Origin of the sequence: Leptolyngbya sp. FACHB-261, from assembly GCF_014696065.1 — a bacterium.
In the GTDB taxonomy this organism is placed as follows: Bacteria; Cyanobacteriota; Cyanobacteriia; order FACHB-261; family FACHB-261; genus FACHB-261.
Window position 1 is genome coordinate 1 of record NZ_JACJPL010000019.1, and the last position, 21785, is coordinate 21785.

28 protein-coding genes are annotated in these 21785 nt (G+C 53.1%); 14 read left to right on the forward strand and 14 right to left on the reverse strand.

Annotation, left to right across the window (positions count from 1 at the left end):
• Positions 1-292: 292 nt before the first annotated feature.
• Complete coding sequence (locus H6F94_RS11885) at positions 293-1615, reverse strand: 3-isopropylmalate dehydratase large subunit (protein WP_190802465.1); 1323 nt, start codon at positions 1613-1615, stop codon at positions 293-295.
• Between the two features lie 303 nt (positions 1616-1918).
• Between H6F94_RS11885 and H6F94_RS32290 the strand changes: the two genes are divergently transcribed.
• The 4 genes from H6F94_RS32290 to H6F94_RS11905 all read left to right on the forward strand — a co-directional run bounded on the left by H6F94_RS32290 (position 1919) and on the right by H6F94_RS11905 (position 4269).
• Entirely contained in the window at positions 1919-2200 is a 282-nt protein-coding gene (locus tag H6F94_RS32290) for a hypothetical protein (protein ID WP_242041142.1), read from the forward strand.
• A gap of 60 nt (positions 2201-2260) precedes the next feature.
• Positions 2261-2740, forward strand: coding sequence for a thioredoxin-dependent thiol peroxidase (gene bcp / locus H6F94_RS11895; protein WP_242041143.1), 480 nt, complete (start codon positions 2261-2263; stop codon positions 2738-2740).
• A 101-nt stretch (positions 2741-2841) separates the two neighbouring features.
• Complete coding sequence (locus tag H6F94_RS11900; protein ID WP_190802466.1) at positions 2842-3297, forward strand: NUDIX domain-containing protein; 456 nt, start codon at positions 2842-2844, stop codon at positions 3295-3297.
• A gap of 12 nt (positions 3298-3309) precedes the next feature.
• Positions 3310-4269, forward strand: coding sequence for an alpha/beta fold hydrolase (locus H6F94_RS11905; RefSeq protein ID WP_190802467.1), 960 nt, complete (start codon positions 3310-3312; stop codon positions 4267-4269).
• On the opposite strand, the gene H6F94_RS11910 is transcribed toward H6F94_RS11905, so the two are convergent.
• Complete coding sequence (locus H6F94_RS11910; protein WP_190802468.1) at positions 4157-4882, reverse strand: pantothenate kinase; 726 nt, start codon at positions 4880-4882, stop codon at positions 4157-4159. The genes H6F94_RS11905 and H6F94_RS11910 overlap by 113 nt on opposite strands.
• Positions 4883-4928: 46 nt before the next feature.
• Here H6F94_RS11910 and H6F94_RS11915 point away from each other — a divergent pair, with 46 nt between their 5' ends.
• On the forward strand, positions 4929-5231 hold the full coding sequence (locus H6F94_RS11915) for an urease subunit gamma (protein ID WP_190802469.1): 303 nt from the start codon (positions 4929-4931) through the stop codon (positions 5229-5231).
• Between the two features lie 131 nt (positions 5232-5362).
• Positions 5363-6544 carry a hypothetical protein gene (locus H6F94_RS11920; protein ID WP_190802470.1) on the forward strand — a complete coding sequence of 394 codons (1182 nt, stop codon included), beginning with the start codon at positions 5363-5365 and terminating at the stop codon, positions 6542-6544.
• Positions 6545-6578: 34 nt separating this feature from the next.
• Here the strand turns inward: H6F94_RS11920 and H6F94_RS11925 are convergent, their stop codons facing one another.
• Both H6F94_RS11925 and hslO read right to left on the reverse strand, forming a co-directional pair.
• Entirely contained in the window at positions 6579-7040 is a 462-nt protein-coding gene (locus H6F94_RS11925) for a hypothetical protein (protein WP_190802471.1), read from the reverse strand.
• A 131-nt stretch (positions 7041-7171) separates the two neighbouring features.
• Entirely contained in the window at positions 7172-8083 is a 912-nt protein-coding gene (gene hslO, locus H6F94_RS11930) for an Hsp33 family molecular chaperone HslO (protein ID WP_190802472.1), read from the reverse strand.
• Positions 8084-8150: 67 nt separating this feature from the next.
• On the opposite strand from hslO, the gene H6F94_RS11935 reads away from it, so the two are divergent.
• The gene (locus H6F94_RS11935; protein ID WP_190802473.1) at positions 8151-9071 is read left to right on the forward strand and encodes a DUF72 domain-containing protein; all 921 of its coding nucleotides are present in this window, start codon (positions 8151-8153) and stop codon (positions 9069-9071) included.
• Positions 9072-9176: 105 nt separating this feature from the next.
• Here H6F94_RS11935 and petJ read toward each other — a convergent pair whose 3' ends face one another.
• From petJ to H6F94_RS11955, 4 genes are read right to left on the reverse strand one after another with little or no spacing between them, the layout of a single operon-like run.
• The gene (gene petJ / locus H6F94_RS11940; RefSeq protein WP_190802474.1) at positions 9177-9518 is read right to left on the reverse strand and encodes a cytochrome c6 PetJ; all 342 of its coding nucleotides are present in this window, start codon (positions 9516-9518) and stop codon (positions 9177-9179) included.
• Between the two features lie 4 nt (positions 9519-9522).
• Positions 9523-10038: a photosystem II cytochrome PsbV2 gene (gene psbV2, locus H6F94_RS11945; protein ID WP_313949278.1), complete on the reverse strand. Its 516-nt coding sequence runs from the start codon at positions 10036-10038 to the stop codon at positions 9523-9525.
• A complete protein-coding gene (gene psbV / locus H6F94_RS11950) occupies positions 10019-10510 on the reverse strand; it encodes a photosystem II cytochrome c-550 (RefSeq protein ID WP_190802476.1) in 492 nt (163 codons plus the stop codon). Before psbV ends, psbV2 begins: the two co-directional genes overlap by 20 nt.
• 44 nt (positions 10511-10554) lie before the next feature.
• A complete protein-coding gene (locus tag H6F94_RS11955; RefSeq protein WP_190802477.1) occupies positions 10555-10761 on the reverse strand; it encodes a translation initiation factor IF-2 in 207 nt (68 codons plus the stop codon).
• A 189-nt stretch (positions 10762-10950) separates the two neighbouring features.
• On the opposite strand from H6F94_RS11955, the gene H6F94_RS11960 reads away from it, so the two are divergent.
• Both H6F94_RS11960 and H6F94_RS11965 read left to right on the forward strand, forming a co-directional pair.
• A complete protein-coding gene (locus H6F94_RS11960) occupies positions 10951-11640 on the forward strand; it encodes a response regulator transcription factor (protein WP_190802478.1) in 690 nt (229 codons plus the stop codon).
• A 160-nt stretch (positions 11641-11800) separates the two neighbouring features.
• Positions 11801-12583, forward strand: a complete 783-nt coding sequence (locus H6F94_RS11965) for a DUF4058 family protein (protein WP_190802501.1) — start codon at positions 11801-11803, stop codon at positions 12581-12583.
• Positions 12584-12764: 181 nt separating this feature from the next.
• Here the strand turns inward: H6F94_RS11965 and H6F94_RS11970 are convergent, their stop codons facing one another.
• On the reverse strand, positions 12765-12926 hold the full coding sequence (locus H6F94_RS11970) for a hypothetical protein (protein ID WP_190802479.1): 162 nt from the start codon (positions 12924-12926) through the stop codon (positions 12765-12767).
• 29 nt (positions 12927-12955) lie between these two features.
• A complete protein-coding gene (locus H6F94_RS11975; RefSeq protein ID WP_190802480.1) occupies positions 12956-13522 on the reverse strand; it encodes a Uma2 family endonuclease in 567 nt (188 codons plus the stop codon).
• A 619-nt stretch (positions 13523-14141) separates the two neighbouring features.
• On the opposite strand from H6F94_RS11975, the gene H6F94_RS11980 reads away from it, so the two are divergent.
• Complete coding sequence (locus tag H6F94_RS11980; protein WP_190802481.1) at positions 14142-14822, forward strand: hypothetical protein; 681 nt, start codon at positions 14142-14144, stop codon at positions 14820-14822.
• 119 nt (positions 14823-14941) lie between these two features.
• Here the strand turns inward: H6F94_RS11980 and H6F94_RS11985 are convergent, their stop codons facing one another.
• The gene (locus H6F94_RS11985) at positions 14942-16426 is read right to left on the reverse strand and encodes an FAD-binding domain-containing protein (RefSeq protein WP_190802482.1); all 1485 of its coding nucleotides are present in this window, start codon (positions 16424-16426) and stop codon (positions 14942-14944) included.
• Positions 16427-16816: 390 nt separating this feature from the next.
• On the opposite strand from H6F94_RS11985, the gene H6F94_RS11990 reads away from it, so the two are divergent.
• Both H6F94_RS11990 and H6F94_RS11995 read left to right on the forward strand, forming a co-directional pair.
• Entirely contained in the window at positions 16817-17809 is a 993-nt protein-coding gene (locus H6F94_RS11990; RefSeq protein ID WP_190802483.1) for a HEAT repeat domain-containing protein, read from the forward strand.
• Positions 17810-17854: 45 nt separating this feature from the next.
• A complete protein-coding gene (locus H6F94_RS11995; RefSeq protein ID WP_190802484.1) occupies positions 17855-18058 on the forward strand; it encodes an Asl3888 family RNA-binding protein in 204 nt (67 codons plus the stop codon).
• On the opposite strand, the gene H6F94_RS12000 is transcribed toward H6F94_RS11995, so the two are convergent.
• On the reverse strand, positions 18055-19113 hold the full coding sequence (locus H6F94_RS12000; RefSeq protein WP_190802485.1) for an NAD(P)/FAD-dependent oxidoreductase: 1059 nt from the start codon (positions 19111-19113) through the stop codon (positions 18055-18057). The two genes, H6F94_RS11995 and H6F94_RS12000, sit on opposite strands and share 4 nt — an antisense overlap.
• 120 nt (positions 19114-19233) lie before the next feature.
• Here H6F94_RS12000 and H6F94_RS12005 point away from each other — a divergent pair, with 120 nt between their 5' ends.
• Together H6F94_RS12005 and H6F94_RS12010 are read left to right on the forward strand one after the other, a co-directional pair.
• A complete protein-coding gene (locus tag H6F94_RS12005; RefSeq protein ID WP_242041144.1) occupies positions 19234-19512 on the forward strand; it encodes a LapA family protein in 279 nt (92 codons plus the stop codon).
• A 178-nt stretch (positions 19513-19690) separates the two neighbouring features.
• Positions 19691-20002: a hypothetical protein gene (locus H6F94_RS12010; protein WP_190802486.1), complete on the forward strand. Its 312-nt coding sequence runs from the start codon at positions 19691-19693 to the stop codon at positions 20000-20002.
• Here the strand turns inward: H6F94_RS12010 and hisA are convergent.
• Together hisA and H6F94_RS12020 are read right to left on the reverse strand one after the other, a co-directional pair.
• Positions 19999-20772: a 1-(5-phosphoribosyl)-5-[(5-phosphoribosylamino)methylideneamino]imidazole-4-carboxamide isomerase gene (hisA, locus tag H6F94_RS12015; RefSeq protein WP_190802487.1), complete on the reverse strand. Its 774-nt coding sequence runs from the start codon at positions 20770-20772 to the stop codon at positions 19999-20001. The genes H6F94_RS12010 and hisA overlap by 4 nt on opposite strands.
• 120 nt (positions 20773-20892) lie before the next feature.
• The gene (locus tag H6F94_RS12020; RefSeq protein ID WP_190802488.1) at positions 20893-21384 is read right to left on the reverse strand and encodes an SRPBCC family protein; all 492 of its coding nucleotides are present in this window, start codon (positions 21382-21384) and stop codon (positions 20893-20895) included.
• Positions 21385-21785: the final 401 nt, after the last annotated feature.

The window sequence follows — 21785 nt, forward strand, 5'->3', positions numbered from 1 at the left end:
TTGGCTTCTAAACTATTCTATTATCCAGGTCCGGAGCGGTTAGTTCGGGAGGTGGGGGTCGCTTGCGCTTGCCTTTCCCGACCGCTTGACCAATATAGCTACCTCCACTCCCTCAAGTCAACCCTTTTTCTACTTTTTTTTGAAAATTGCTGAAACGCTCTCCTAGAGAGGATTACGGAGTCTGAAACACAAGAGAGCTTCCGGAAAGGCTGCAAAGAGCCCGAAAATTCTGGGCCCCTACCTAGCCTGAACGGCTGGGTAGGGGCTTATTCACGGTCAGTTTAGAGTGCTGCTATTGAAGGAACTCTCTAGGGTCAGTAATGCGCCCTGTTAACGCAGAGGCAGCAACGGTGTAGGGGGAGGCGAGGTAAATCTGTGCTTCCTTGTTACCCATGCGGCCTGGGAAGTTGCGGTTAGTGGTTGAGATACAGACCTCTGGCTCATTTAGGCGACCAAAGGTGTCGCGAGGACCGCCTAAGCAGGCAGCGCAAGAGGGGGCTGCCGGTTCGATACAGCCAGCTTCAAGAAAGATCTCAGAGAGGGTCTGGCCGTCGTGCTTGGTAGAGAACAGGTCTTCGTAGACTTTACGGGTAGCGGGGACCAAGTAAGTGGGCACTTTGACCTGCTTACCCTTGAGTATTTGGGCAGCGTTGATGAAGTCTGTAATCTTGCCACCGGTGCAAGAGCCGATGTAGGCACGGTCGACTTTGACATCACTGCACTCTCTTGCCAGCGCTCGGTTGTCCGGAGAGTGAGGCTTAGCAACTACGGGCTCTAGGTCAGAAGCGTTGTAGCGACGGTCGCTGTAGAAGCTGGCGTTTGAATCGGTGTAGACGGCTTCGAAAGGTTTATCTGTGCGGGCTCTGACATAGTCAAAGGTGGTTTGGTCGGGCGCAATGACTCCATTTTTGCCCCCCCCTTCAATCACCATGTTGCAAAGGGTCATCCGCTCTTCCATGGTCAAGCGCTCGATGGCTTCACCAGCAAACTCCATAGCCCGATAGGTTCCGCCGGAAACGCTGATATCACCAATGACCCAAAGAATTAAGTCCTTAGCGAGCAGGTAGGGTGGAATCTGGCCGTCAAAGACAAAGCGCATAGTAGGAGGCACTTTTACCAAAAGCTTGCCGGTGCCCATGATGAAGCCAGCATCTGTGTTGCCAATGCCAGTGGCAAATTGACCAAAGGCACCCGCATTGCAGGTATGGGAGTCAGTGCCAAATAGAACTTCGCCAGGACGGCAGTGCCCCTCTTGGGCAAGGGCAACGTGACAGACGCCTTTGTAATCGGGGTTCGCTTTAAAATCGCCGCGGTCGGTAATGTCGTAGAAATACTTGATGCTTTGCTCATGGGCAAAGTCACGCAGGATGTCAACGTTGCGATTAGCTCGCTCGTCAGCAGTAAAGATGTAGTGATCGGGAATCAGAACAATTTTTTCGCTGTCCCAGACCCGAGCGTCCTCACCAAACTCACGCTTAAATACACCAATCGTGCCTGGGCCACAGACATCATGGGTCATTAGCAGATCGACGTTAACCCAAATGTTTTCGCCTGGCGTGACAGTATCCCGTTGAGCGGCGCGGGCCAGAATCTTTTCGGTGAGGGTCATCCCCATAGCGTGTTTCCTCGAGCTGAGACTCGCAACGTTGGTGTGTGATCTTTATCCTAAACCGGTGTTATTGGCTTTAGCGGCGGCGCTATTTTGAGACTAATTGGGGGCAGTAGCGGCTGTCGTTGAGACTCGCTAGAGTTGAAGTAGCTCTTACGTGCCCTGTCGCAGGGTTTTAGGGTATGGGAACTGTCATTGGAGCACTGCTAGCGGGTAGTGTGCTGCTCAGCGCCATTGCAAAGGGAATTAATGTTGAGCGCGGTGTGATCTGCAGAGGCATCGCGCGAAATTGTTAACAACCCGGTAGCGTTGGAACTCCGACGCTTGCAAATGCTCACCGAAGTTGGGGCTGAGCAAAATACGACAACAGTGATCATGATGCCCTCGGACTTTATTTCCTTGGCAAAGAACTGGTCTGATGCTTTCCAGAACGCAGCCGAGAAACGAGTGAATCCGGCTGGAGCACCCAGTGATCACAACCCAACCAATCACAATCCAGCCAACAGTCTGACTCCCGTGCAGATACCAGTCCAGCAGCTAACCCAGTCAACAGCTCAGCCGACGGCAGTCACTAAGCCACCAGAGAGTTAGTCGAAGTCAGGAAGTAGGGCACTGAAAATGGGAAAATCCTAGCCGTTCCCGTTTCAATGAATGTCCATTACTGCACAAACTCCTATGCTTCAGCCTGGCGATCCCGCTCCAGACTTCACGCTGGTTGATTCAACTGGCAACTCGGTGCAATTGGCAAAGTTACGGGGTAAACGGGTGGTCTTGTATTTCTATCCTCGTGACAACACCCCTGGCTGCACGAAGGAGGCTTGTGGTTTTCGAGACCGGTACGCAGACTATCAGGGCCAAGACATTGTCGTTCTGGGGATCAGCACTGATGATGCCAAGGCCCATCAGAAGTTCACGGACAAGTACAGTCTGCCGTTTCCTCTCTTATGCGATACCGAGGCAGAGGTGGCTACGGCATACGGTGTCTATGGCTTGAAAAAGTTCATGGGCAAGGAGTTCATGGGTATTCAGCGCACAACCTTTGTGATTGGGGCAGATGGAAGCTTGGAAAAGATTTATCGCAAGGTGAAGCCAGAGACACATGCCGCTGATATTTTGGCTGATTTAGCCTGAAGGGCATTCTCAATGACTGAAGGGCTAGAGGGGTGCAAAATACTCTAGACTACAGGCTGGTCAATCCTCCGGGCTGCCCTCGCTGGAGAGCCTCGAATGCTATGCGCCGCTTGATTCAAATCTTTCAAACTGTTCTCGGCCTGATTCTGCGGCATCCAGTCACGGGGACCAGTATTATTGCCGTTCTGCCTGATCAACGGATTGTGCTTGTGCGGCGCACAGATAACAAACGCTGGGCTCTACCCGGTGGCATCGTGGACTGGGGCGAAACGCTAGAAAGTACGGTAAAACGCGAACTTCAGGAAGAGACAGGCCTGAAAACTTTAGGGTCACCACGTTTGGTAGGTGTCTACTCATCCCCGCAACGGGATCCCCGAATGCACTCGATTTGTGTGGTTGTTGAAGTCGCAGCTGACGGCGTGATGAGTGTTGGTGACGAGTTGGAAATCAGCGAGGTGAGAGCCTTTAGTCGGGCTGAACTACCCGTCAGTGGTCTGTCTCATGATCACGATCAGCAGTTGCAGAACTATTTTGAGGGGCTCACTGTTCTCGCGTGAGCCACAACTTGTATGACCCTTCCTCTGCCTAGAACTTCTCGGTTGAAGCTGGCTTCTGGCGACCTGCTTTTTTGGCGTGAGGGTGGCTCTGGTCCCGCAATGGTAATGCTCCACGGTTTTTGGAGCGATGGAGGGGACTGGGATCTCTTGATGGCAGAACTCAGTAGTGAGTTTCACTGCTTTGCCCCAGACCTACCAGGCTGCGGCGACTCTCGCTGGGTTCAGATCGAGACTTTGAAGAATCCAGCGTCACAACAGAGCCCCATAGCTTCTAGACAGCAGTCTTTTAAGGTTGATGCTGCGGTGGCGGCCCTAGCTGACTATCTAACAACCCTGCGCATTCGTCAGGTTTATTTTGTGGGTCACGCTTTAGGAGGCTGGGTTGCAACCCGTTACGCCCTGAAGTATCCCGAGCAGGTCGCTGGCTTAGTGCTCTTAGCACCTGCAGGACTAGAGGATCGGCGCTGGTTTGGGCGCTGGTACTCACGCCGCTTTTTAGTCTGGCAAGGGGCGGGCAAATTATTGGCGATGCTGCGATTTCTCCTAGCTCCATTGGGACTTCGTGGGACCCTGAACAATCTACTTAGGTACCGCAGCCGTTTACTGGCCTCCCCCACCGCTAGCTCACTGCTGCTTAAGCCCCGGCGGGAACTCTGGAGTGAAGTCTTGAGCAGCGAAGGGTTGGCCCGACTCAAGGTACCAACTCTGCTCCTACAGGGTGAACAGGATCCTGAAATTCCCTTAGCTCATGCTCAAGTCTTTAATCAGCACATTGCCCACTCGCATCTAGTCGTCACTAACGGTGGGCATAGTCTGCATCAAGAAAAGCCAGCACAGGTTGCTAACTGGATCCGCAAATTTATTGCTGAGCTAGAACCGATCGACGAGCTGCCCGTATCCCCCAGAAAACCAAATCCGGATCCAGTCGTAGCCCCAGGTGTTGGGCCAGCAGAGGACCATCCCCACCCGTAACGACTACTTGGCTCTCGGGAAACAGGCGTTGCCAATCGTCTAGAAAGTCTCGAATACCCGCTAGTACAGTGTAGATCACACCGCTCTGCATGGCAGCTGGTGTGTCAAGCGCCCAACGGGAGGGGAGTGATTCAGTTAGAGGAACAGTGGGCAAGGCAGCAGTATGAGCCTGGAGAGACTTTAGTTGTAGACCCAAGCCTGGCAAGATGGCACCGCCTACCAAGGCTCGCTCTCGGTTGGCACCGGTCAGGGTTAGGGCTGTACCAGCGTCAATCACCAACACTGGCCAACCCAGCAGTTCCCCAGCTCCCAAAAGCGCTAAAGCTCGATCGATGCCGAAGCTTGGGTACAAATTGTTCAATGGCACTGTACTCAGATCTAGGAGCTTGAGATCCAGTCCTGCCTCTCGCTGCTGTTGCCAGTGCTCTGTTGCTTGAGGCACAACTGAGGCTAACCAGAGGGGACCGGCCGGTCGAATCAAAGCTTGATGGGGCAGATGTTCGACCTGCTGGAGGTCATTCTCGCTAAACTGCCCACAGTGCTGGTGTGTATTGCCAATTACCAAGGCAGTCCAGGTTTCAGGGGTAGCTGAGATGGGCTGAGAACCGTTCATTCTAGAATGCTAGTCAGCAAGCCACGGCTTACTGTATCCTGCTTCCATGCATTTGACTCCCCAGGAAAAAGAAAAGCTATTTGTCTATCTAGCCGCCCAACTGGCTCGGGAGAGACGAGGGCGGGGGCTGAAGTTGAACTACCCAGAGGCGGTTGCCTTACTCACCAGCGAGGTGATGGAGGGGGCTCGTGAAGGCAAAACGGTCGCTCAGTTGATGAGCGATGGTCTACACGTTTTGAGCCGGGATGAGGTGATGGAGGGTGTACCGGAAATGATTGCCGAAATTCAGGTGGAGGCAACCTTTCCAGACGGGACTAAACTCGTCACTCTACATCAACCCATTCGCTAGGTTCAATTCGCTAAGTTAGTGATTTGCTAAGTTAGAGCCTTGCTAGCTGAAGCTGAGGCAGCAGCAATTGGGGATCGAAGCGGTATAACCGCAACACCTATCATGAATAACCCCTCTCTTCCCCGTCAGTTATGCCGACGCCTACCGGAGAATCAGGTTCTGTTGCTGGTCCGGATGTCGCTCCAAGCCAGGCCGATTTGCTGGAGGAAGGATCGCTGCTCAAGATCTTCCGGCTAATCGACAGCATCTTACCGTTTGAAGCTTGTTTGTACTACCAGTTGGTACCCATCGATCTCGCTGGCAGTCATCTGAAGCTAGCGATGGTAAATCCGGAGGACCAAACCGCCTGGAGCTACGTGCGGAGAACCCTGGCTTTTTTGAACTGCGTTTTGGTGCCCCAAGAGCTGACTGAGGCCGACCATCGCACCCTGCTAACCCGTTATCTCAACCGGGCGAAGGTGCCTGGTACGCCAGCAGCTAATGAGCACCCAGGGTCACCTACTCAGTCCCAGGCCAATGACCTGCAATCAACCCTGGTCCTTCAAGACCGTGAGCAGGATCTGATACAACCAGAGGCGCAACCAGAAGCGCAGCCAGAGCCAGCATCAAAGCAAACTCCTGCTCCTCAACCGAAGGAGGCAAATTCACAACTGCCGATCAGCAAAACAACGATTCCGCAGAGCTTGAGCTCGGAGGTTGAGGTTTTGCAACTGCAAGTTCGCCATGCAGCTGAATCGCTTCAGAACTTGCTGTATTTGCCCGCCTCTGAGCTGACCCAGGAATTGCTGGGACGAGTACTCGCGCAAGGCATTGGACGTTTGTATTTTGAGCGGCAGGAAGACAGAGGGCGGATTCTCTGGAGCCAAGATGGCGTGCTGCAATCAGTGCTTGACAACATACCTATCAAGACGATTCAAGGGCTGATCAACGAACTCAAGCTGTTGACCGGTCAAGCCCCGAACCCGTCGCAAAAGTTGCTGCAAACAGAAGTAGAGCGACAGTATGGCAACGAGTATTTGCTATTGCGACTACGGGTGATGCCTCGCTCAAAGGGGGAAGAGGCAACGCTCCAGGTTTTACGGGGCGCTGCCCTTAAGTTCTACCAACAGCAGCAAATTCTGACCCTTAGCCGCGATGCTTTGGCCGATGCCCACCAGCTTCAACGCAAAATTAGTGAAATCCGTAGCCGCTTACGCCATTGCCCCGGTCTCTCGCCTGCCCAAATTGACGCCTTACCTATCCTGGGCAAGCTACTCACGTTGACCACCCAGCAACTGGAGCACCTCGACCAATCTGAAAGCAGCGAAGCCTAAGGCTAGCCTCAATGCCTAACGAAGCGGCTTAGATTCAGGCCTGCTGCCCTGGAGGCATGGGTGTGGGCCGAGAGAATGGGACTACTACCTTGGAACTCCGTTGAGGAGTTGGGGTGTTACGAGTCTTCTGCATCAATGCCATCCAAGCTTTATGAACGATAGAGTTCACATGGCGTAAGGCTTGCGGACTGCACTCCAACTGAGCGATCTTGACCTGCTTATAAGGCTTGACTGCCTGCATCCGCTTAAACAAACGAGCGAGGCTACGAGTTGTGCCAAAGTCAGTGAGATATTTCAACAGGATTTGGTCAGACTCAGCCCCATCCGTAAAGATCCAGGGCCGATAGCTAGGGTAATGCGTGAGAACTCTGCGTTCTAGAGTGTAATAATGCGCTCGCTTCTTGAGGTCAGGCGCATATTCAAAGGCATCTAGAACAACCACCCTGAGCAGACAGATCAGGCAGAGCGCCTGCTCATCCAGAGTATATTTCTTCATAATTTAGACCGAGGGCTGGGGGGGTAGTCAACTAGAACTTCCAGTTGCCTGTCCCTTCATACAGAGCTTGGTCTGCTGATCCCCACCCTTTATACAAGCTTTAAGGAATTGAGCCTGCAACACCTTAGCGTTCAGGATCTTGCCTCCTGTTTCTCTCGACGCAGATCGCCAATCAGTTGGGCTAGCTCCTCGCTACTGGCTTGGTAAACCTGGCCACAGAAGTGACAGGTAGCCTCCGCCCCATCGTCCTTTTCAATCATGTCTTGGAGTTCATCTTCCCCCAGCATCTTGAGGGCTCCCAGAACTCGCTGAAAGGTGCAACCGCAATGGAACTGCACCATCTGGCTCTCAGGCAGAATCTGTAGGTCTAGATCACCAAGTAGCTCCTCAAAAATTTGGGGCAGAGTTTTGCCCGCTTGCAGCAGAGGTGTAAAACCTTTGAGCGCCCCTACGCGTGACTCTAGCAGGCTGATCAAAGCTTCATCTCGCTCAGCTTTGGGCATGACTTGCAAGAGCAAACCACCTGCAGCTGTCACGCCCTCTGCCCCCACAAACACTCCTAACAGCAGAGCACTAGGGGTTTGCTCAGAGGTAACGAGATAGTGAGAGAGATCATCCCCAACTTCGCCAGAGACAATCTCAACCGTGCTGGAGTAGGGGTAGCCATAGCCCACATCTCGCACAACATAGAGATAACCTGAGTGGCCGACTGCCCCGCCCACGTCTAACTTGCCTAGGGCATTGGGAGGCAGTTCAATTTCAGGATGATCAACATAGCCTCGCACGGTACCATCTAGTCCAGCGTCAACGAGAATGCCTCCCAGGGGGCCATCGCCGTTGAAGCGGATATTAACTCGCGACTGGGGCTGTTTCATGTTGGACGCCAACAAGAGCCCCCCTGCCATTGTCCGCCCCAGAGCTGCTGTGGCAACGTAGGAAAGACGGTGCCGCATCCGGGCAGCTTCAGTCAGACGGGTCGTAATCACACCAACGGCGCGGATGCCTCCATCAGCAGCAGTGGCCCGGATGAGTTGGTCGGCCATAGCAAAAATCCTTCAGGGAACTCTTACGTTTCTTTACATCTATCTGCCTTTATTGTAACGAGTTTGTATGGTTAACGACGCTGATCAGACTTTGATACAGATCTACGTTGGCTGTCAGGGATGGCGTTACGCAGACTGGCGCAAATCGCCGTCACCGGATGCTTTGGTTGAAGCTGATTTAGCCGTTTACCAACCCGAGATCGGCAAGCTTTGGCAGGGACCTTTTTATAGCAATAGTCTATTGTCCGATCAAGAGCTCAGCACTTATGCTCAAACTTTTTCTATTGTTGAAGTTGATTCAACGTTTTATGGAATCCCGCCTCAAGAAACAGTCATTCGTTGGCGGGAGGAAACCCCTGCATCTTTTCGGTTCACGCTTAAGCTGCCACGTAAGTTAACCCACGAATATCGGCTTCGGCAAGGACGGGGAACTCTCGCTGAGTTTTGTCAACGAGCTTACGATTTAGGGCCTAAATTAGCAGGAGTTTTAATTCAATTACCGCCTTCATTTGGACTCTCAGAGCTAGACTGTCTGAGCCGATTTCTCACACACTTACCCACTGATATCTGTTTCTTCATTGAGTTCCGCGACCCAGCCTGGTTTAGCCCTGAAATTCAGGAACGACTCAGTCAGTTTCCAGTGTCTTCAGTTCTCTCAGAAACGCCCTGGATTGCTCAAGACTTAGCCTACGCCAGCATTAACGCTCAAGCAGAGGGTCCTGTCTATATTCGAGTGATGGGTCCCAAAGAAGGGGAACTTAGCCAGTTCACCCATTTGCAAGTTAACCAGATGCAGAAACTTCAACATCTAGTTAGCAAGATCAACGCAATAACAGCCCAAAATCGGCAAGTGTATGTTTTGGTTGACAACCATTTTCAAGGATTTTCACCGGGCACAGCTTCCCTGCTCAAAGCCATGCTTCAACTTCCGCTTCAACCTTACCCAGCCGAGCGGGGCGTAGTTCAACTGCATCTCCCCTTAATTTAGTAACTAACAGTTGCTAATGCGGTTTAAGGGTCAATAAAAAACTCCTCCACTTCTGGAGGAGCTTAGTGATTCAATCTAGCTTCTAACCAACTTGATTTAGCTTGGCTAGGCACCTACTTGCCAGCCTTTGGCAGCTTGGCTAAGGACATAGGCGGCTACACTCTCAATCTGGTCTTCGTCTAGCCGATCTTTGAAGGCAGGCATGGCATTTTTGCCATTGCGCACCTGGTAGGTCACTTGCTCGTGGGTATTCACACCATACTCATCGAGCGCTGACTGCTTGAGCGTCTTGTTTGACAGCAGGACGTTGCCACCACCAATGTGACAGGCTGCACAATTATTGGCAAAAATCTGAGCGCCCAATTCCAGATCCAACTCGGCCCAAGCGGGACCACTGGGTAGCAGGAGAACTAGAACCAGACAGAACAGAAATACGTGCCTCAGCATCGTCTCACTTATCCGAAAAGATGGCGTTTCCCCAACCGGGAGCCTCTTGCGCAGCCCGCAAAATAAATGCAGCCAGATTAGTGACCTGAGCGTCTGAAAGCCAAGACTCAGGCACCTCGCGGCAAGCGTAGCTCTCCTCGGTGCCATCGTAGCTCATGGGTAACCTAATAAAGGTTACGAGGCTCTTGAGCGTGTCCCGGGGTGGAGTTGCAATCTTAAGGTCTGCCAGAGAAAGAGAGACGATGGGATTGGGTAGAGTGTTGCCACCGACGTGACAGTTCAGACAGTTTTGTTCGAAGAGCTGCTTACCCTGCACAAAATCAGCAACAGCGAAAGTTTGCTCAGCACCGCTGCCATCTAAAGGCAGGGTGACTGGCTCTTTCACTTTTAGATACTGAGCTACATAAGGATCAACCCGAGGGGCAGCCGAAGCTTCGGGTAGACCGAGCAGCAGCGCCCCTAAAACAACCCCTAGCAGCAGTAGCCAGCTAGCGAAACGGTTAGTAATAGATCTTGCCACCGCCCCACTTGCTGCCAACGATTTTGGGCTGGAGCAGGATGTGACCAGCAATGGCATAGAGATCTGATTCAGAAAGGTTTGCCATCTTGGGATACGCATCGGTGCTCTTAAGGCTGGGGTGGCTGTCAGCAATGGACTCCGCACCATCATAGGTGGTGGGATTCTTCATGTAGTCAACCAGCCCTTCGATGTTGTTGCGAGGGGGAAAAGCACCCTCCAGCGCTTCAGGATCCAAACCGACGTTTTGGTTGGTTTTGGTCACGCCGCCAGCATGGCAGATAGCGCAGTTGTCATTGAATAGGCGCTTGCCATCTCTGACCTGCTTAGGCGTGAGGACCGTAGTTTGGGTCTCGTTGAGCTGGACGGTACGAGTCGCCTCGTCGATACCAGCTGCACTGACTGCTGGCGTGGTTAGCAGGTTGAGGGCAACGCAAACAATGGCTACTACCAGCCATAGGTATCGCTTTAACATGGTTCTCCTCATGTTCGGACTCAAAAGAAATAACACAGCAAACACTAGGCCGACCCTTCAGCAGGATCGGATGAAGTAGCCTCACGCTTTCGCAGCACGGTCAGGATGACTTCCTTTGCATCTTCAAGCGCTAAACGAGTTTGAGCGTCGCGATAGGCGATACCCAAGTCGTCGCAGAGGCGAGTTATCTCCTCGGTGGTGAGGTTGTAGCTCTCTGCTAGCTCCTCGATGGAGAGGTCAGCGAAGCCCATGAGGTTTGATGAGAGAACGAAATATTAGTTCACCCCAATATCATGCCACCTCGGGGGACGCTCCACGGATTGCGCCAAAAATCACTCAAATCATTGGCCTTCCTGATTCAGATGCCCCTCAGGGGATAGGCGCTGGAGTGACAATATTGAGATAGAACCACAGTAAACCCGCAAGAACTGGTTAAGCCTATGGCAGCGCATATTTTGCTAGTCGATGACGAACCGGGTCTCCGGGAGGCAGTCCAAGCATATCTAGAGGACAGCGGCTTCAGCGTAGCAACTGCCAGTAATGCTAAAGAGGGGCTGCAACTGCTGGAGCAAAGCCCACCAGACCTGGTGATCTCAGACATCATGATGCCTCAGGTGGATGGCTACCAGTTCCTCAGGCAGGTGCGGGACATTCCCCGGTTTCGCTCTCTGCCGTTTGTGTTTTTGACAGCACGGGGCATGACCTCTGATCGCATTCAAGGCTATCAGGCAGGCTGTGATGACTACCTCTCCAAACCTTTTGATCCAGATGAGTTGGTTGCAATAGTTGAAAATCGCTTGGGTCGAGCAGCAGCGGTCAATGAGACCAACGGTGAAGACAGCCCGGACATCGCCGATCTGGCTAACCAGATTGCTGAGATTAAAGCCTTACTGACCCAAAAGCCGGGAATTGTGCAAACCCCTCCGCCGATTCGGGTGGACCTGACGCCTCGGGAGCAAAGCGTGCTGAACCTGGTGTCCGAGGGGCTGATGAATAAGGAGATCGCTCGTCGCCTGGAGACGAGTGTGCGCAACGTAGAGAAGTATGTCTCCCGTCTATTCAGCAAGACGGGCACGAACTCGCGTACGGAGCTAGTTCGATATGCCTTGGAGCATGGGCTAGCCCATTGATTCCTCTTTTGTTCCTTTGATCTGGTAGCTCTGCTTCAGGAGTTTCACCTTTTAGAAAAGAACAGGTCTCATTGCTCTCTTGAGAATCTCCAGTAGAGGCCCAAGAAAGCAGACCTTTCTCGAACTCTAGAATGAAGTCATCCTGAAGCTACACAACGCTATACCTTCGCCGTTTCCAGGCATGGACCCTTACTTGGAGGGATATCTCTGGCCTGACGTTTATAATGCGTTGGCGAGCAAGATCCGGCAGCAGTTGGCTCCCAAGCTACGTCCTCGCTATACAGCCCGTCTTGAGATTTACGTGGTTGAGGATAGTTTCCCAGAAAGCGAGGTTGGCATTTTGTACCCGGATGTCGAAGTCATGCAGATTCGGCAACGGCAAGATGCAAATGCGAACATGCCCGCTGCTAGCGGCGCTGGAGCCGTATCTGTTATGCCCGCTCCATTGACGGTACTCGTTGTTCGGCCTGTATCTGTACGGCTAACTAATGTCGAGATTCGGGATACGGCTCAAAATGTTCTGGTGACTTGCATCGAAATTCTCTCACCTGTGAACAAGCGCGGCTCAAGTTTAGCGGGCTACCGGCAGAAACGCCAGCGTCTTTATCAGACAGGAATTCATCTGATTGAGTTGGATTTTCTGCGTCGAGGCACACGACCTTTTGCGCATGCAAGGTTGCCGGAGGTACCTTATGCTATTGCCCTTACTCGGGCTCAATCGGGTCTGATGAATATCTGGCCATTGAGCCTGCAAGATTCTCTGCCCACTATTCCAATTCCATTGCGCTCTCCAGAGCCTGATGTCGCGCTAGATCTCTCTATTGCTATGCAAGAAATCTACGATCAGGCGGCCTACGACTTGTCGATTAACTATAGTGAGCCACCGTTACCAGCATTATCTGAAGCAGATAAACTTTGGCTAGAGTCTCTAATGGCTAAATAGTTGAGAGCTAGATAGCAGATCAGATGGAGTCTCGGTAAAGCTAATCTTTTTTCCCAGAGGCAAGCTTGTTAGAGCAGCCATTAAGCGCTGCAAGAGGAAGCTCTTATATACAGCTTGAAGACAGTGCTGAGTCTATAGGGGAGCTGCATTCAGACGTAAGCTTGGCCCTCTAACAATCGATCTAGATAGCGACCAGTACGCTGCGTGGTAGAAGCGGTTGAGGACTCATTTCAATAATCAGCCCATCCAGGAGTTCTACCCTGTCATTTGGGCTTAGAATGCCAGTCTCAATCATGCGGTGGTACTCATCCACAGTCCACAAGCGCATTTTAGTAAGCGTCATGGCAAAACCCTCTTTGCCCACTATGGTTATCAAGACAACTGCAACTCAAAACCGGGCAGAACTTCTTCTCCTAAGAGAGTGGCTGGTAGAGCAATGACCTGTACTGCTTGAGCAGGCCGATAGATTTCGGCTTGCCTGTTCTGAGGATCAATAAGCCAGCCCAGGCGCAAGCCGTTGTCTAGATATTCCTGCATCTTTTCCTGGAGAGGTTTAAGGCGATCTGTGCGAGACCTCAGCTCAATGACAAAATCTGGGCAGAGGGGAGGGAAGCCCTGTTGCTCTTTTGGCGTGAGAGCTTGCCAACGTTCTAGGCGCACCCAAGCAACATCAGGGGAGCGGTCTGCCCCATTGGGCAAGCTAAAGATGGTCGAGGAGCTGAAGACCTTGCCTAAGCGTATCTCACGGTTCCAGATCTCCAAATCAGTAATCAGAGCAGCCTCTTGGTTGCCCCCTTCTCCCCCAACAGGTGACATGATCAGCAGTTCCCCTCTTGCTGTCCGTTCAAGTTTCAAATCCCGATTCGCCTGACAGAGCAGGTAGAACTGCTCGCGGGTCAACTGGATAATGGGTTCCAGATTCAGCACAAATGAACTCATTCGTTGTTCCCCAATCGGCAGTGACTAAAAATCGTGATTGGTATCTTGCAAAGATGCTCTCTCTAGTTGCAAGCATAGCCGCAGGTCAGCGCCCTCTTGCATCAATGCTTAGCTACTGAAGTCGCAGCGGCACAAACACAATTCACCGACGCAGGTTCAAGCCGTTGATGTTCGCAACTCTAAGCAGGCAGACTTGGCCTATATTGGTGCGGTTTTGACCACCTAAATTTACAAGTATTTTGCAAGAGGTTTCTTCTTGAAACGCTCTAAGTCTAAGCAAGCTTGAGGTGCTCTCTTGCAAGCTCTACTCGGATGGCTACAACCTCTAGCCTTATCTCCACAGGTTGACGCCGCTTGCCTAGAGGTTTGAAGTGGTTCTCTACAAGTTCACGCTGCTTGCCTACAGGCCCACACCGGATACCTACAAGCTTCTGCCAGACCTCCACGCGTTTACGCCCTAGCCCCACACGTTTACGCCAAATAGCTACAAGTTTTGTGAATCGCTTGGCCGCTTGGGGAACCTTGGCAACAGGTTCAGTTGCAATTCTTACAACCTTAAGTAAGGCCACTGCAATTGCACTTGCTCAGCTCTACCCCTGTTTCAAAGAGGTGCATTGTTATGTCTCAACCCAGTTTTGGCACTGCTGAAGAAGTCGTTATCGAAGATGCCAAGCTCAAACTGGATTTAGCCCGCCAGCGACTTGCTGACCTTGTCACCTTTGGCATCACCAGGCAGTGGCTTGACCAACTTCATAGCAACATCCAGGCTTACGAAGCCCTTGCGCCAGATAGCACCTTACTGGCCATGCAAAAAAGCCTTACCGCCGACAAAGACGATACCCTCAAGCAGATTGAGCGTTGGGGCAGTTTCCTGCGCGACCGTTGCAAATTTGCCTTTGGTAGTGGTCCCCGCAATCCCTTTCCGCTCAGTAGCTTCCGCAGTGCCATCACCAACGAATCCAAGATGCTGCAAGTGCTACCCAGTCTAGTCGCCCTGGCTAACCAGTACGACACAGCCCTCAGCAGCTTCGGCCAACCGAGCGACTATGCTAGCCAAGGCCAACTGCTGCGGGACCGACTTGACCAACTCAACCGCCAACAAGAAATGGCTAAACGCGAACGCAAAATTGCCACAAGCAATCGTCGTCAGGCGGCCAAAACTGTCTATGACCAACTGCGCCATCTCAACGAAGTAGCCCGCGCTGTCTACCGCGACCAGCCCACCCAGCGCGACCTGTTTCGGGGACTGATTCAGCGCACCACTACGACCGTTGCCTTAGCCAGTGCACCCGCAGATTGAAGCCTATTGAATACAGCGACACAAGCAAAGCCCGCCTATGCCGGTTGAGTCACGTTTAGACCATGTAGGCGGGCTTTGTTTTGAGTAGCCCCAAGTTTTAACCTCACAGTCAAGTCTCGCTAAATCACCGGCTGGCTGGTTGAGCGGCCTGCGATTTCCATCGGGTCAGTGGCATCTGGAGTGCGCACATTCTGATAGTGCGTCTTGAACATCTGCTGTCGCTGTTTGTGATCGACAATGGGCTCTGGATAACCGCAAGCATCCCGTTCACGGCTAGAAATCTTGCCAGTTACTAGTTGTTCTGCATCCAAATTGCGCAGTTCTGGCACCCAGTGCCGGATGTACTCGGCATCGGGGTCAAACTTCTGGGCCTGCGTGTTGGGATTGAAGATGCGCAGCGGTTTAGGGTCCATGCCACTGGAAGCACTCCATTGCCAGCCGCCATTGTTAGGAGCCAGGTCGCCATCGATGAGCTTCTGCATGAAATATTTCTCGCCCAACCGTGGATCAATTAACAAATCCTTGGTGAGAAAGCTGGCAACAATCATGCGACAGCGGTTGTGCATCCAACCCGACCCGTTCATCTGGCGCATGGCAGCATCGACAATCGGGTAACCAGTGCGCCCCTCACACCAGGACTGGAATTTCTCCGGGTCGTTCTCCCAGGGAAATCCAGCCATACCTTTGCGATGGGGTTCTGCCGCCAGTACCGGAAAGTGAAACAGGGCTTGTTGGTAAAACTCGCGCCAGGCTAACTCCTGCTGCCAAGTGCGAATGCTGTCGTGCTCTTCGTCGCTGCGAGCGATTAGTTTCACTTCTTGCGTGGCCGCCCAGAGAGTGCGCATCCCCAGCGTGCCGAACTTGATGTGAGCGCTGAGCCGCGAGGTGCCCTCGTTAGCCGGGAAATTCCGCTGTTCCTGGTAGTCACGCAAAGCTTGGTCGCAGAAGCCTTCTAAAATTTGCTGCGCCGCAACTTCACCGGGTTCCACCGGCAACTCCTGGTCCCAGTCAAAGCCCAGTTGGGCCGCAGAGGGTAGCTCAATTGCCCCCACAGCCTGACTCAGCGTCTCTAGTTCTTCGGCAGTGAGCTCACAAACCGAAGGTGCAGCGTAAGGTTCAGGTTTCGGTTGAGCACTCCAGTTGCGCCAGTAGGGTGTGTAAACCGTGTAGGGTGAGCCTTGGCCGGTAAGGACAGTCTTGGGCGGGTGCAGCATGTCCCAATAGGGCTTCGCCTCAATGCCAACTGCTTCTAGCGCTGTCTTAGCCGCTCGATCTCGCTCATGGGCATAAGGTTCGACATCGCGATTGAAGAACACGGCTTGAGCCTCAAGCATCTGCGCAGTCTGCACCAGGCTTGGTACCGGATCACCTTGAATAATTAAAAGGCGACTGCCCCACTGCCGGTAACGCTCGGCCAACACTGCCAAACTCTCCAGCATGAAGCGCACGCGAACTGGCGCCACTTCCTCTGGATTGAGTAACGTGGGGTCAAGAATAAATAGCCCTAGCAAGCGCTGCGAATGCTGCCAGGCTGCATGTAAAGCAGTATTGTCTGCCAAACGCAGGTCACGACGATGCCAGCAGAGAGTCAGAGGGGAACGCATGGACAAGGGCAGCAATAAAAGGCAGAAGTAAAGACAGGCGAAAGCACCCCCCATCTTAGGCTAGATTCCAGCTCAAACCACGCTCCCAATTGCTGCACAGGAGCTTCGTTCAATCTTCCGGACAACTGCCAAGGTTTTAGGAGTTGTAATACAGAAGACTGAGCACTGATCGCGCGTAGCAAGGGACGATGCAGTTGCCAGGGTTCTGGTGAATTTGCACCCCAAAGTTTTCTTTGGCTGCAATAACCAAGCTCTGCGCCTTTGGGCATTCACCAAGCATTTAGCCGCATGAGCGCTCGCCTCTCCTGCGTCCAGCCCCCAGGTCAGGGCGCTGAATGCTCAAGTCAAGCCCCTGTGCCCCGTTCCCTTTCTTAATGCAGGTTGTAGCTCATGTTGTTCTCCGTCAAGGCGATCAACCGCTTCCTTTACGAGTTGCCCAAGCAGCACTCTGCTCAGTCAGCTTTGGCAGTGGATTCAGCGATTGACTCAGCAAGCTCACCTGCGTTCTCTCCAGGATTAAAGAGTGAGAGTGATGGGCTCAGCCAATGGCTAGCTGAGTTGCAAACAGGAAACCGCCAACAGCGCCAGAAGGCAATTTGGCAGTTGGGCTTAGAAGGAGACTCCCGCGCCATTCAACCCCTGACTCAACTCCTACTCAACTCAGACTCTCAGCATCGCAGTCTGATTTTGGGAGCTCTCTCGGAGATCGGGGCACGGACGCTCAAGCCTCTCTACAATGCGCTGCTGATCTGTTTGCAGGACGAAAGCCCCGAAGTTCGCAAAAACGCCTTGCGCGATTTGACTCGGATTTTCGAGTTCTCGCAGCAGGCTAATGGCATCCTGGCTCAGGCCCTGACCGATTCTGATCCAGAGGTTCAGTCGGTTGCAAATTGGGCAGCTGAGCGCATGCAGTCTAATCAGCCTCGGCTTGCCAGCAACCCACAGGCTAGCAGCACGACGACACTGCCGCAGGCAGCGCAGCCAGAGCATCCAACAACTCAGCCAGCCTTGCTGCAAGAACCGCAACTGACTGCGGAGAAGCCCACTCAAACCCAAACCAGTTTGCTGGAACAAGCGCGACAGGGCAACGTGCAGGCATTAGCAGCGCTGATGAATGAAGCCTGGCAACCCAGCGGCATTACAGTGCGGGCCAGTCTTGATCGAGGCTGTTTACAGCTGATTCTAGAAGCCGAACCTATGCCTCCCCAACAGGTTGTAGTGCAGGCGATTCAGCGGGGTATTGAGCGTTTGGGCGTCGAGTTCATTTACAGCGTCAGTATTATTTGCACAGCTGCAAATCGCACCGCGCTAGAACAGGCAACCAACGGCTGGACTCAGCTTGTGGAAGCCAATGCCAGACCGGCTCCAGCTGCAATATGTTAAATTGAGCGTCTAACCTAGCTGCCCCAGGGGGGGTAAACGTCTCTCATGGCAAAACGCCGTAATCAGAAGAAAGAAAAAGCTCTGCGCAACCAAGCTTACGCTCGCAAATTCCGCAAGCGCACGACCACCGGACGCATGGGCCGTCGCCGCTTCGGTGAAGGGAACCGCTTCGGCGATTCTGAGGGCGAGGATGAAGAGAACCGGGGCAGTAGCAACGTTGGTGCAGCTGGCGACGATGCCGCTACCTAAGCCTGACCAATCCGAACTTTAGTCAGGAGTTGGCCCAGCCGCTCAGCGGCAGCTAAACCTGACAGATAGGCTGATTCCACGCTGGGTCCAATGCACCAGTCCCCTGCACATACCAGTCTTAGGGGATTCTTTTCTGGTCGCAGCACAGTTGACAGGCAGGAGACACCTAGGGTTTCACTGGGTAAGGCATAGCGCCAGCGGTGAATTTGCCACCACTCTGGTTCCCGTAGCCAGGGCTCCAGATAGCTAGCTGCTTGAGCCAACATCTGTGTTCCTGCTTGGTCTAGATCACCATCGAGATAATGTCGAGCAAAGTCAGCTGTGCTTTGAAGAACAAAGACTGGCTGACGCTCGGCATCGTCTGGTGTGCGACGACTGCTATCCAGCGCAATCCAACTTAGAACGGCATCTTCAGGGCAACGAATGGCCTGCCAGGCACTAGGCAGCGGTTCATGATCCATGCGGCGGTAACCGGCCATCACAGCCAAACTTGGGTCAAAGGTTACAGAGCGAACCGTTTTTAGGAAAGCAGGGTCAGCTTTCAGCAGCGATTCAAACAACGCGAGAAATTGGGGTGCAGGCAGAGTAGACACCAGGTTGGTGCTAGACCACTGTTCTCCAGACTCGCTGCTCAGTTGCCAGCCCTCTGCATTCGCTTCGATGTTGACGATTCGTTGCTTGAGCTGCACATCTATACCGTTAGCCAAGTATTTAGCAACCGCAGTCATGCCCTCTGAACAGACATAGCGCTGGCGCAGGTCATCAAGCGGGGGCTCTTGCAACCCCTGATCAGTGAGGCTGTAGATGGTTCGGGTCCACTCGCGGGCTACGCCTTGCAGGCGTAGCTCCTGAACAAAGCGCTCGAAACTATTACCACGCACTGAGAGGTACTGGGCACCGTGATCAACCTGGGTGTCTTGAACGCGGCGAGTCGCCAAACGCCCGCCAACGCCTCTCGCCTTCTCCAAAACTGTCACTGTAAAGCCCGCTCGACGCAGGGCTCTGGCACAGGCTAAACCTGCCATCCCTGCTCCCATGACAATCACGTCCTGCATAACCCTCCCGGTTGCGGTCTAGCCTGGCCGCCCAACGCTTTGCCTTCCAGCCTACCGTCTGCAGTCAGCCCCTTCCAGGAGACTCCATACTAGAGAAGAGATACCTGCCGGAGTCCTGCTGTGGAACAATTTGGCCTGCTTCGTCTGCTTGCCCTACTGATTGTGGCTTCGCTCTTGGCGGCGGCAGTGATTTTCTCGGTTCAAAACGCAGCGCCAGTCGCTTTACAATTTCTCATTTTTCGCTCAGTGTCGTTACCCGTTGGCGTAGCTCTGGGTTTTGCTGTCGCTTTAGGCATCGTGGTCACGGCGCTGGTTCAGAGTTTTTGGAGCCTGTTGAGCAGCTCTGCCACAGATGACCGGGCAGGTTTCGAGGCCAGTTTTGAAGAAGACGATTTCTAACTGAGCCGCTAAAGCTTGCAGTGGAAAGCTTGAAGGAGAGGCTTAACGAGGCAAGCCGAAACCTTGCTTTATAAAGCTCTGTCAACTTTCTCAAACTCTGATGGGGAGACTGGTTCGGCAACCTGCAAATCGGGTCAGCATGCAAATAACACCCTAAGGTCTGCCGAGGTTTCCATCCGTGTTTCTGCTGTTACGGCCTCTGTTTGAACTGTTAGCTCCCCTGCAAGTACCCATCTGTTTCTGCTTCGTTTGGGGGCTGATTTTGATGCTGTTCTGGAATGCGGGCACAGGGATTCGCGCAGGCATTGAAACTCTCAAGCGTCTGCACCAAATTCCTTGCGTTGGCTGTGAGTTTTTTACCGGTGACTATCATCTGAAATGCACGGTTCGCCCGAGCACTGCACTGAGTGAGGAGGCCATCGATTGCCCGGATTTTGCTCCCTGTAGACGACGCACGGCGCGGGAAGAGCCACCAATCTGGTTACGCTAAGCCAAGCTGGTTTGGCCTAAGTCTGGCGGCACATCTTGCCAACGGCCAGGACCTACGGCTCGCAAAGCTTCCTTGAGCACGATATCGCCTGTGTAAAGAGCCCGACCGATAATCGCGCCCTGCACGCCGGGGGCTGGCAGGGCTAGCAAACTAAGCAGATCGCTCACCGAACTCATACCGCCCGAGGCGATCACCGGAATTGACACTGCCTGCACCATTTGGCCTAAAGCAGTCAGGTTGGGGCCACTGAGGGTACCGTCGCGTTGAATATCAGTGTAGATAATTGCGGCTACTCCTAGAGTTGCCATCCGCTGTGCCAGCTCAATGGCTTGTATTTCCGAGGTTTCTAACCAACCACGGGTGGCAACCTTGCCATCACGAGCATCAATGCCCACGGCAATTTGACCTGGAAATTGCTGAGCTAGTTGCGCAACCAAGTCGGGTTGCTCGACAGCTACCGTGCCCAGAATCGCTCGTTGCACACCCAGATTCAGCAAACTGCTCACGCTGTCAGTATTGCGCAGCCCACCGCCGACCTGAACGGGGAGGTCAACGGCACGGACAATGCGCTCAATAACCGGCCAGTTTTGAGCACTGCCTGCTTTAGCACCGTCGAGGTCAACCAGGTGCAGGCGCGTAGCTCCTTGTTCGGCCCAGCGCTGAGCTACAGCCACCGGATCCTCATCGAAGATCTCGGACTGAGCATAGTCCCCTTGATATAACCGGACACAACGGCCCGCCAAAATGTCGATAGCCGGGAGAATTTCCATCGCAGGCCCAGACGCGCTAGCCCATTCAGTTTACCGAAGAGCGCTACCGGATTCTGCCTTCTATGGAGTTGTAGGGGCTTTGTGCAGGGCTTTGTGGGTGGGGCTTTCTCGGGGGCTTGCCTAAAAGAGCTGGAAACCTCTAGAGCCTGAGCTATGGCCTAAACTGCTCTCGTTCTCCACGGCCAAGGCTAACTCAGCTGCCACTCGCGCTGCATACGGGCGCAGAATCCACCAAACTAGAGGCGAAAACCAACCACTGAGCGTCACTGAGTAAGAGATCCGAGTTCCACAGATGGTGGATTCGACTCGATAAATCACGCGCTCCTGAATACCCGGTAGGGCCAGAATGCGCACGCTGAGCAGTTCACCAGGATTCACCCGTTCAACGAAAATGCGAATGGGAATTGGCGCCAAACGGGTCACAGCCTGGTAAATTAGCCCTGGACGTACAGTGAGACCTCTGGGAATGTTGGTGTCAGTCAGCAAAGGATGCCAGGATACATCTGCCAAATCCACGACCTTCTGCCAAATCGTCTCGACCGGGGCAGAGCTGTAGGCTTGATAGGTTCGCACCAAGGAATGGGCAGTGGCGAAGGCGGCCATCAAAATCATGGGGTGCAACCCTCCGAGGCAAGAGGTAGGGGCCCCTGAACAGGGTTCTATCTAGGGTACGAGTTAGATCGCCAAAATCTCCAGCCCTGTAGGACTGTCTTAAGCATGATTTTGGGCAGCGGCATTGGCGAACCAACCAAAATCGGAACTGTCGAAGTAATGTCAAGGCACTGATTTTGAGTGCAATTGTCATAGCCAACTGCCATAGTTGGCAAGCGTGACTATGCCAGTTCATCACTGCATTTTGCAGTTAAAGCAATGTTAATGACGGCACATGAATAAAGGGGGCTGAGTCAAACACAACCTGATGTAATTTTGCTCACTCCAATTTTCTTTCGTGATGTCATGAGTAAGGATTTGGCAGCTAGCTGTAGGGCTACAGCTGATCGAGCTCTCAAACC

Bases quoted from the DNA above. Each gene is read 5' to 3' on its own strand.
- H6F94_RS12000 (WP_190802485.1), bottom strand. From the start codon at position 19,113: ATGCAGGACGTGATTGTCATGGGAGCAGGGATGGCAGGTTTAGCCTGT.
- H6F94_RS12020 (WP_190802488.1), bottom strand. From the start codon at position 21,384: ATGATTTTGATGGCCGCCTTCGCCACTGCCCATTCCTTGGTGCGAACC.
- H6F94_RS11910 (WP_190802468.1), bottom strand. From the start codon at position 4,882: ATGAACGGTTCTCAGCCCATCTCAGCTACCCCTGAAACCTGGACTGCC.
- bcp (WP_242041143.1), top strand. From the start codon at position 2,261: ATGTCCATTACTGCACAAACTCCTATGCTTCAGCCTGGCGATCCCGCT.
- H6F94_RS11905 (WP_190802467.1), top strand. From the start codon at position 3,310: ATGACCCTTCCTCTGCCTAGAACTTCTCGGTTGAAGCTGGCTTCTGGC.
- H6F94_RS11970 (WP_190802479.1), bottom strand. From the start codon at position 12,926: ATGACGCTTACTAAAATGCGCTTGTGGACTGTGGATGAGTACCACCGC.
- H6F94_RS11990 (WP_190802483.1), top strand. From the start codon at position 16,817: ATGTTGTTCTCCGTCAAGGCGATCAACCGCTTCCTTTACGAGTTGCCC.
- H6F94_RS11995 (WP_190802484.1), top strand. From the start codon at position 17,855: ATGGCAAAACGCCGTAATCAGAAGAAAGAAAAAGCTCTGCGCAACCAA.
- hslO (WP_190802472.1), bottom strand. From the start codon at position 8,083: ATGGCCGACCAACTCATCCGGGCCACTGCTGCTGATGGAGGCATCCGC.
- H6F94_RS11900 (WP_190802466.1), top strand. From the start codon at position 2,842: ATGCGCCGCTTGATTCAAATCTTTCAAACTGTTCTCGGCCTGATTCTG.
- hisA (WP_190802487.1), bottom strand. From the start codon at position 20,772: ATGGAAATTCTCCCGGCTATCGACATTTTGGCGGGCCGTTGTGTCCGG.
- H6F94_RS11975 (WP_190802480.1), bottom strand. From the start codon at position 13,522: ATGAGTTCATTTGTGCTGAATCTGGAACCCATTATCCAGTTGACCCGC.
- H6F94_RS11980 (WP_190802481.1), top strand. From the start codon at position 14,142: ATGTCTCAACCCAGTTTTGGCACTGCTGAAGAAGTCGTTATCGAAGAT.
- H6F94_RS11935 (WP_190802473.1), top strand. From the start codon at position 8,151: ATGGTTAACGACGCTGATCAGACTTTGATACAGATCTACGTTGGCTGT.
- H6F94_RS11920 (WP_190802470.1), top strand. From the start codon at position 5,363: ATGCCGACGCCTACCGGAGAATCAGGTTCTGTTGCTGGTCCGGATGTC.
- H6F94_RS11960 (WP_190802478.1), top strand. From the start codon at position 10,951: ATGGCAGCGCATATTTTGCTAGTCGATGACGAACCGGGTCTCCGGGAG.
- H6F94_RS11925 (WP_190802471.1), bottom strand. From the start codon at position 7,040: ATGAAGAAATATACTCTGGATGAGCAGGCGCTCTGCCTGATCTGTCTG.
- H6F94_RS11915 (WP_190802469.1), top strand. From the start codon at position 4,929: ATGCATTTGACTCCCCAGGAAAAAGAAAAGCTATTTGTCTATCTAGCC.
- psbV (WP_190802476.1), bottom strand. From the start codon at position 10,510: ATGTTAAAGCGATACCTATGGCTGGTAGTAGCCATTGTTTGCGTTGCC.
- H6F94_RS11885 (WP_190802465.1), bottom strand. From the start codon at position 1,615: ATGGGGATGACCCTCACCGAAAAGATTCTGGCCCGCGCCGCTCAACGG.
- H6F94_RS11985 (WP_190802482.1), bottom strand. From the start codon at position 16,426: ATGCGTTCCCCTCTGACTCTCTGCTGGCATCGTCGTGACCTGCGTTTG.
- petJ (WP_190802474.1), bottom strand. From the start codon at position 9,518: ATGCTGAGGCACGTATTTCTGTTCTGTCTGGTTCTAGTTCTCCTGCTA.
- H6F94_RS11955 (WP_190802477.1), bottom strand. From the start codon at position 10,761: ATGGGCTTCGCTGACCTCTCCATCGAGGAGCTAGCAGAGAGCTACAAC.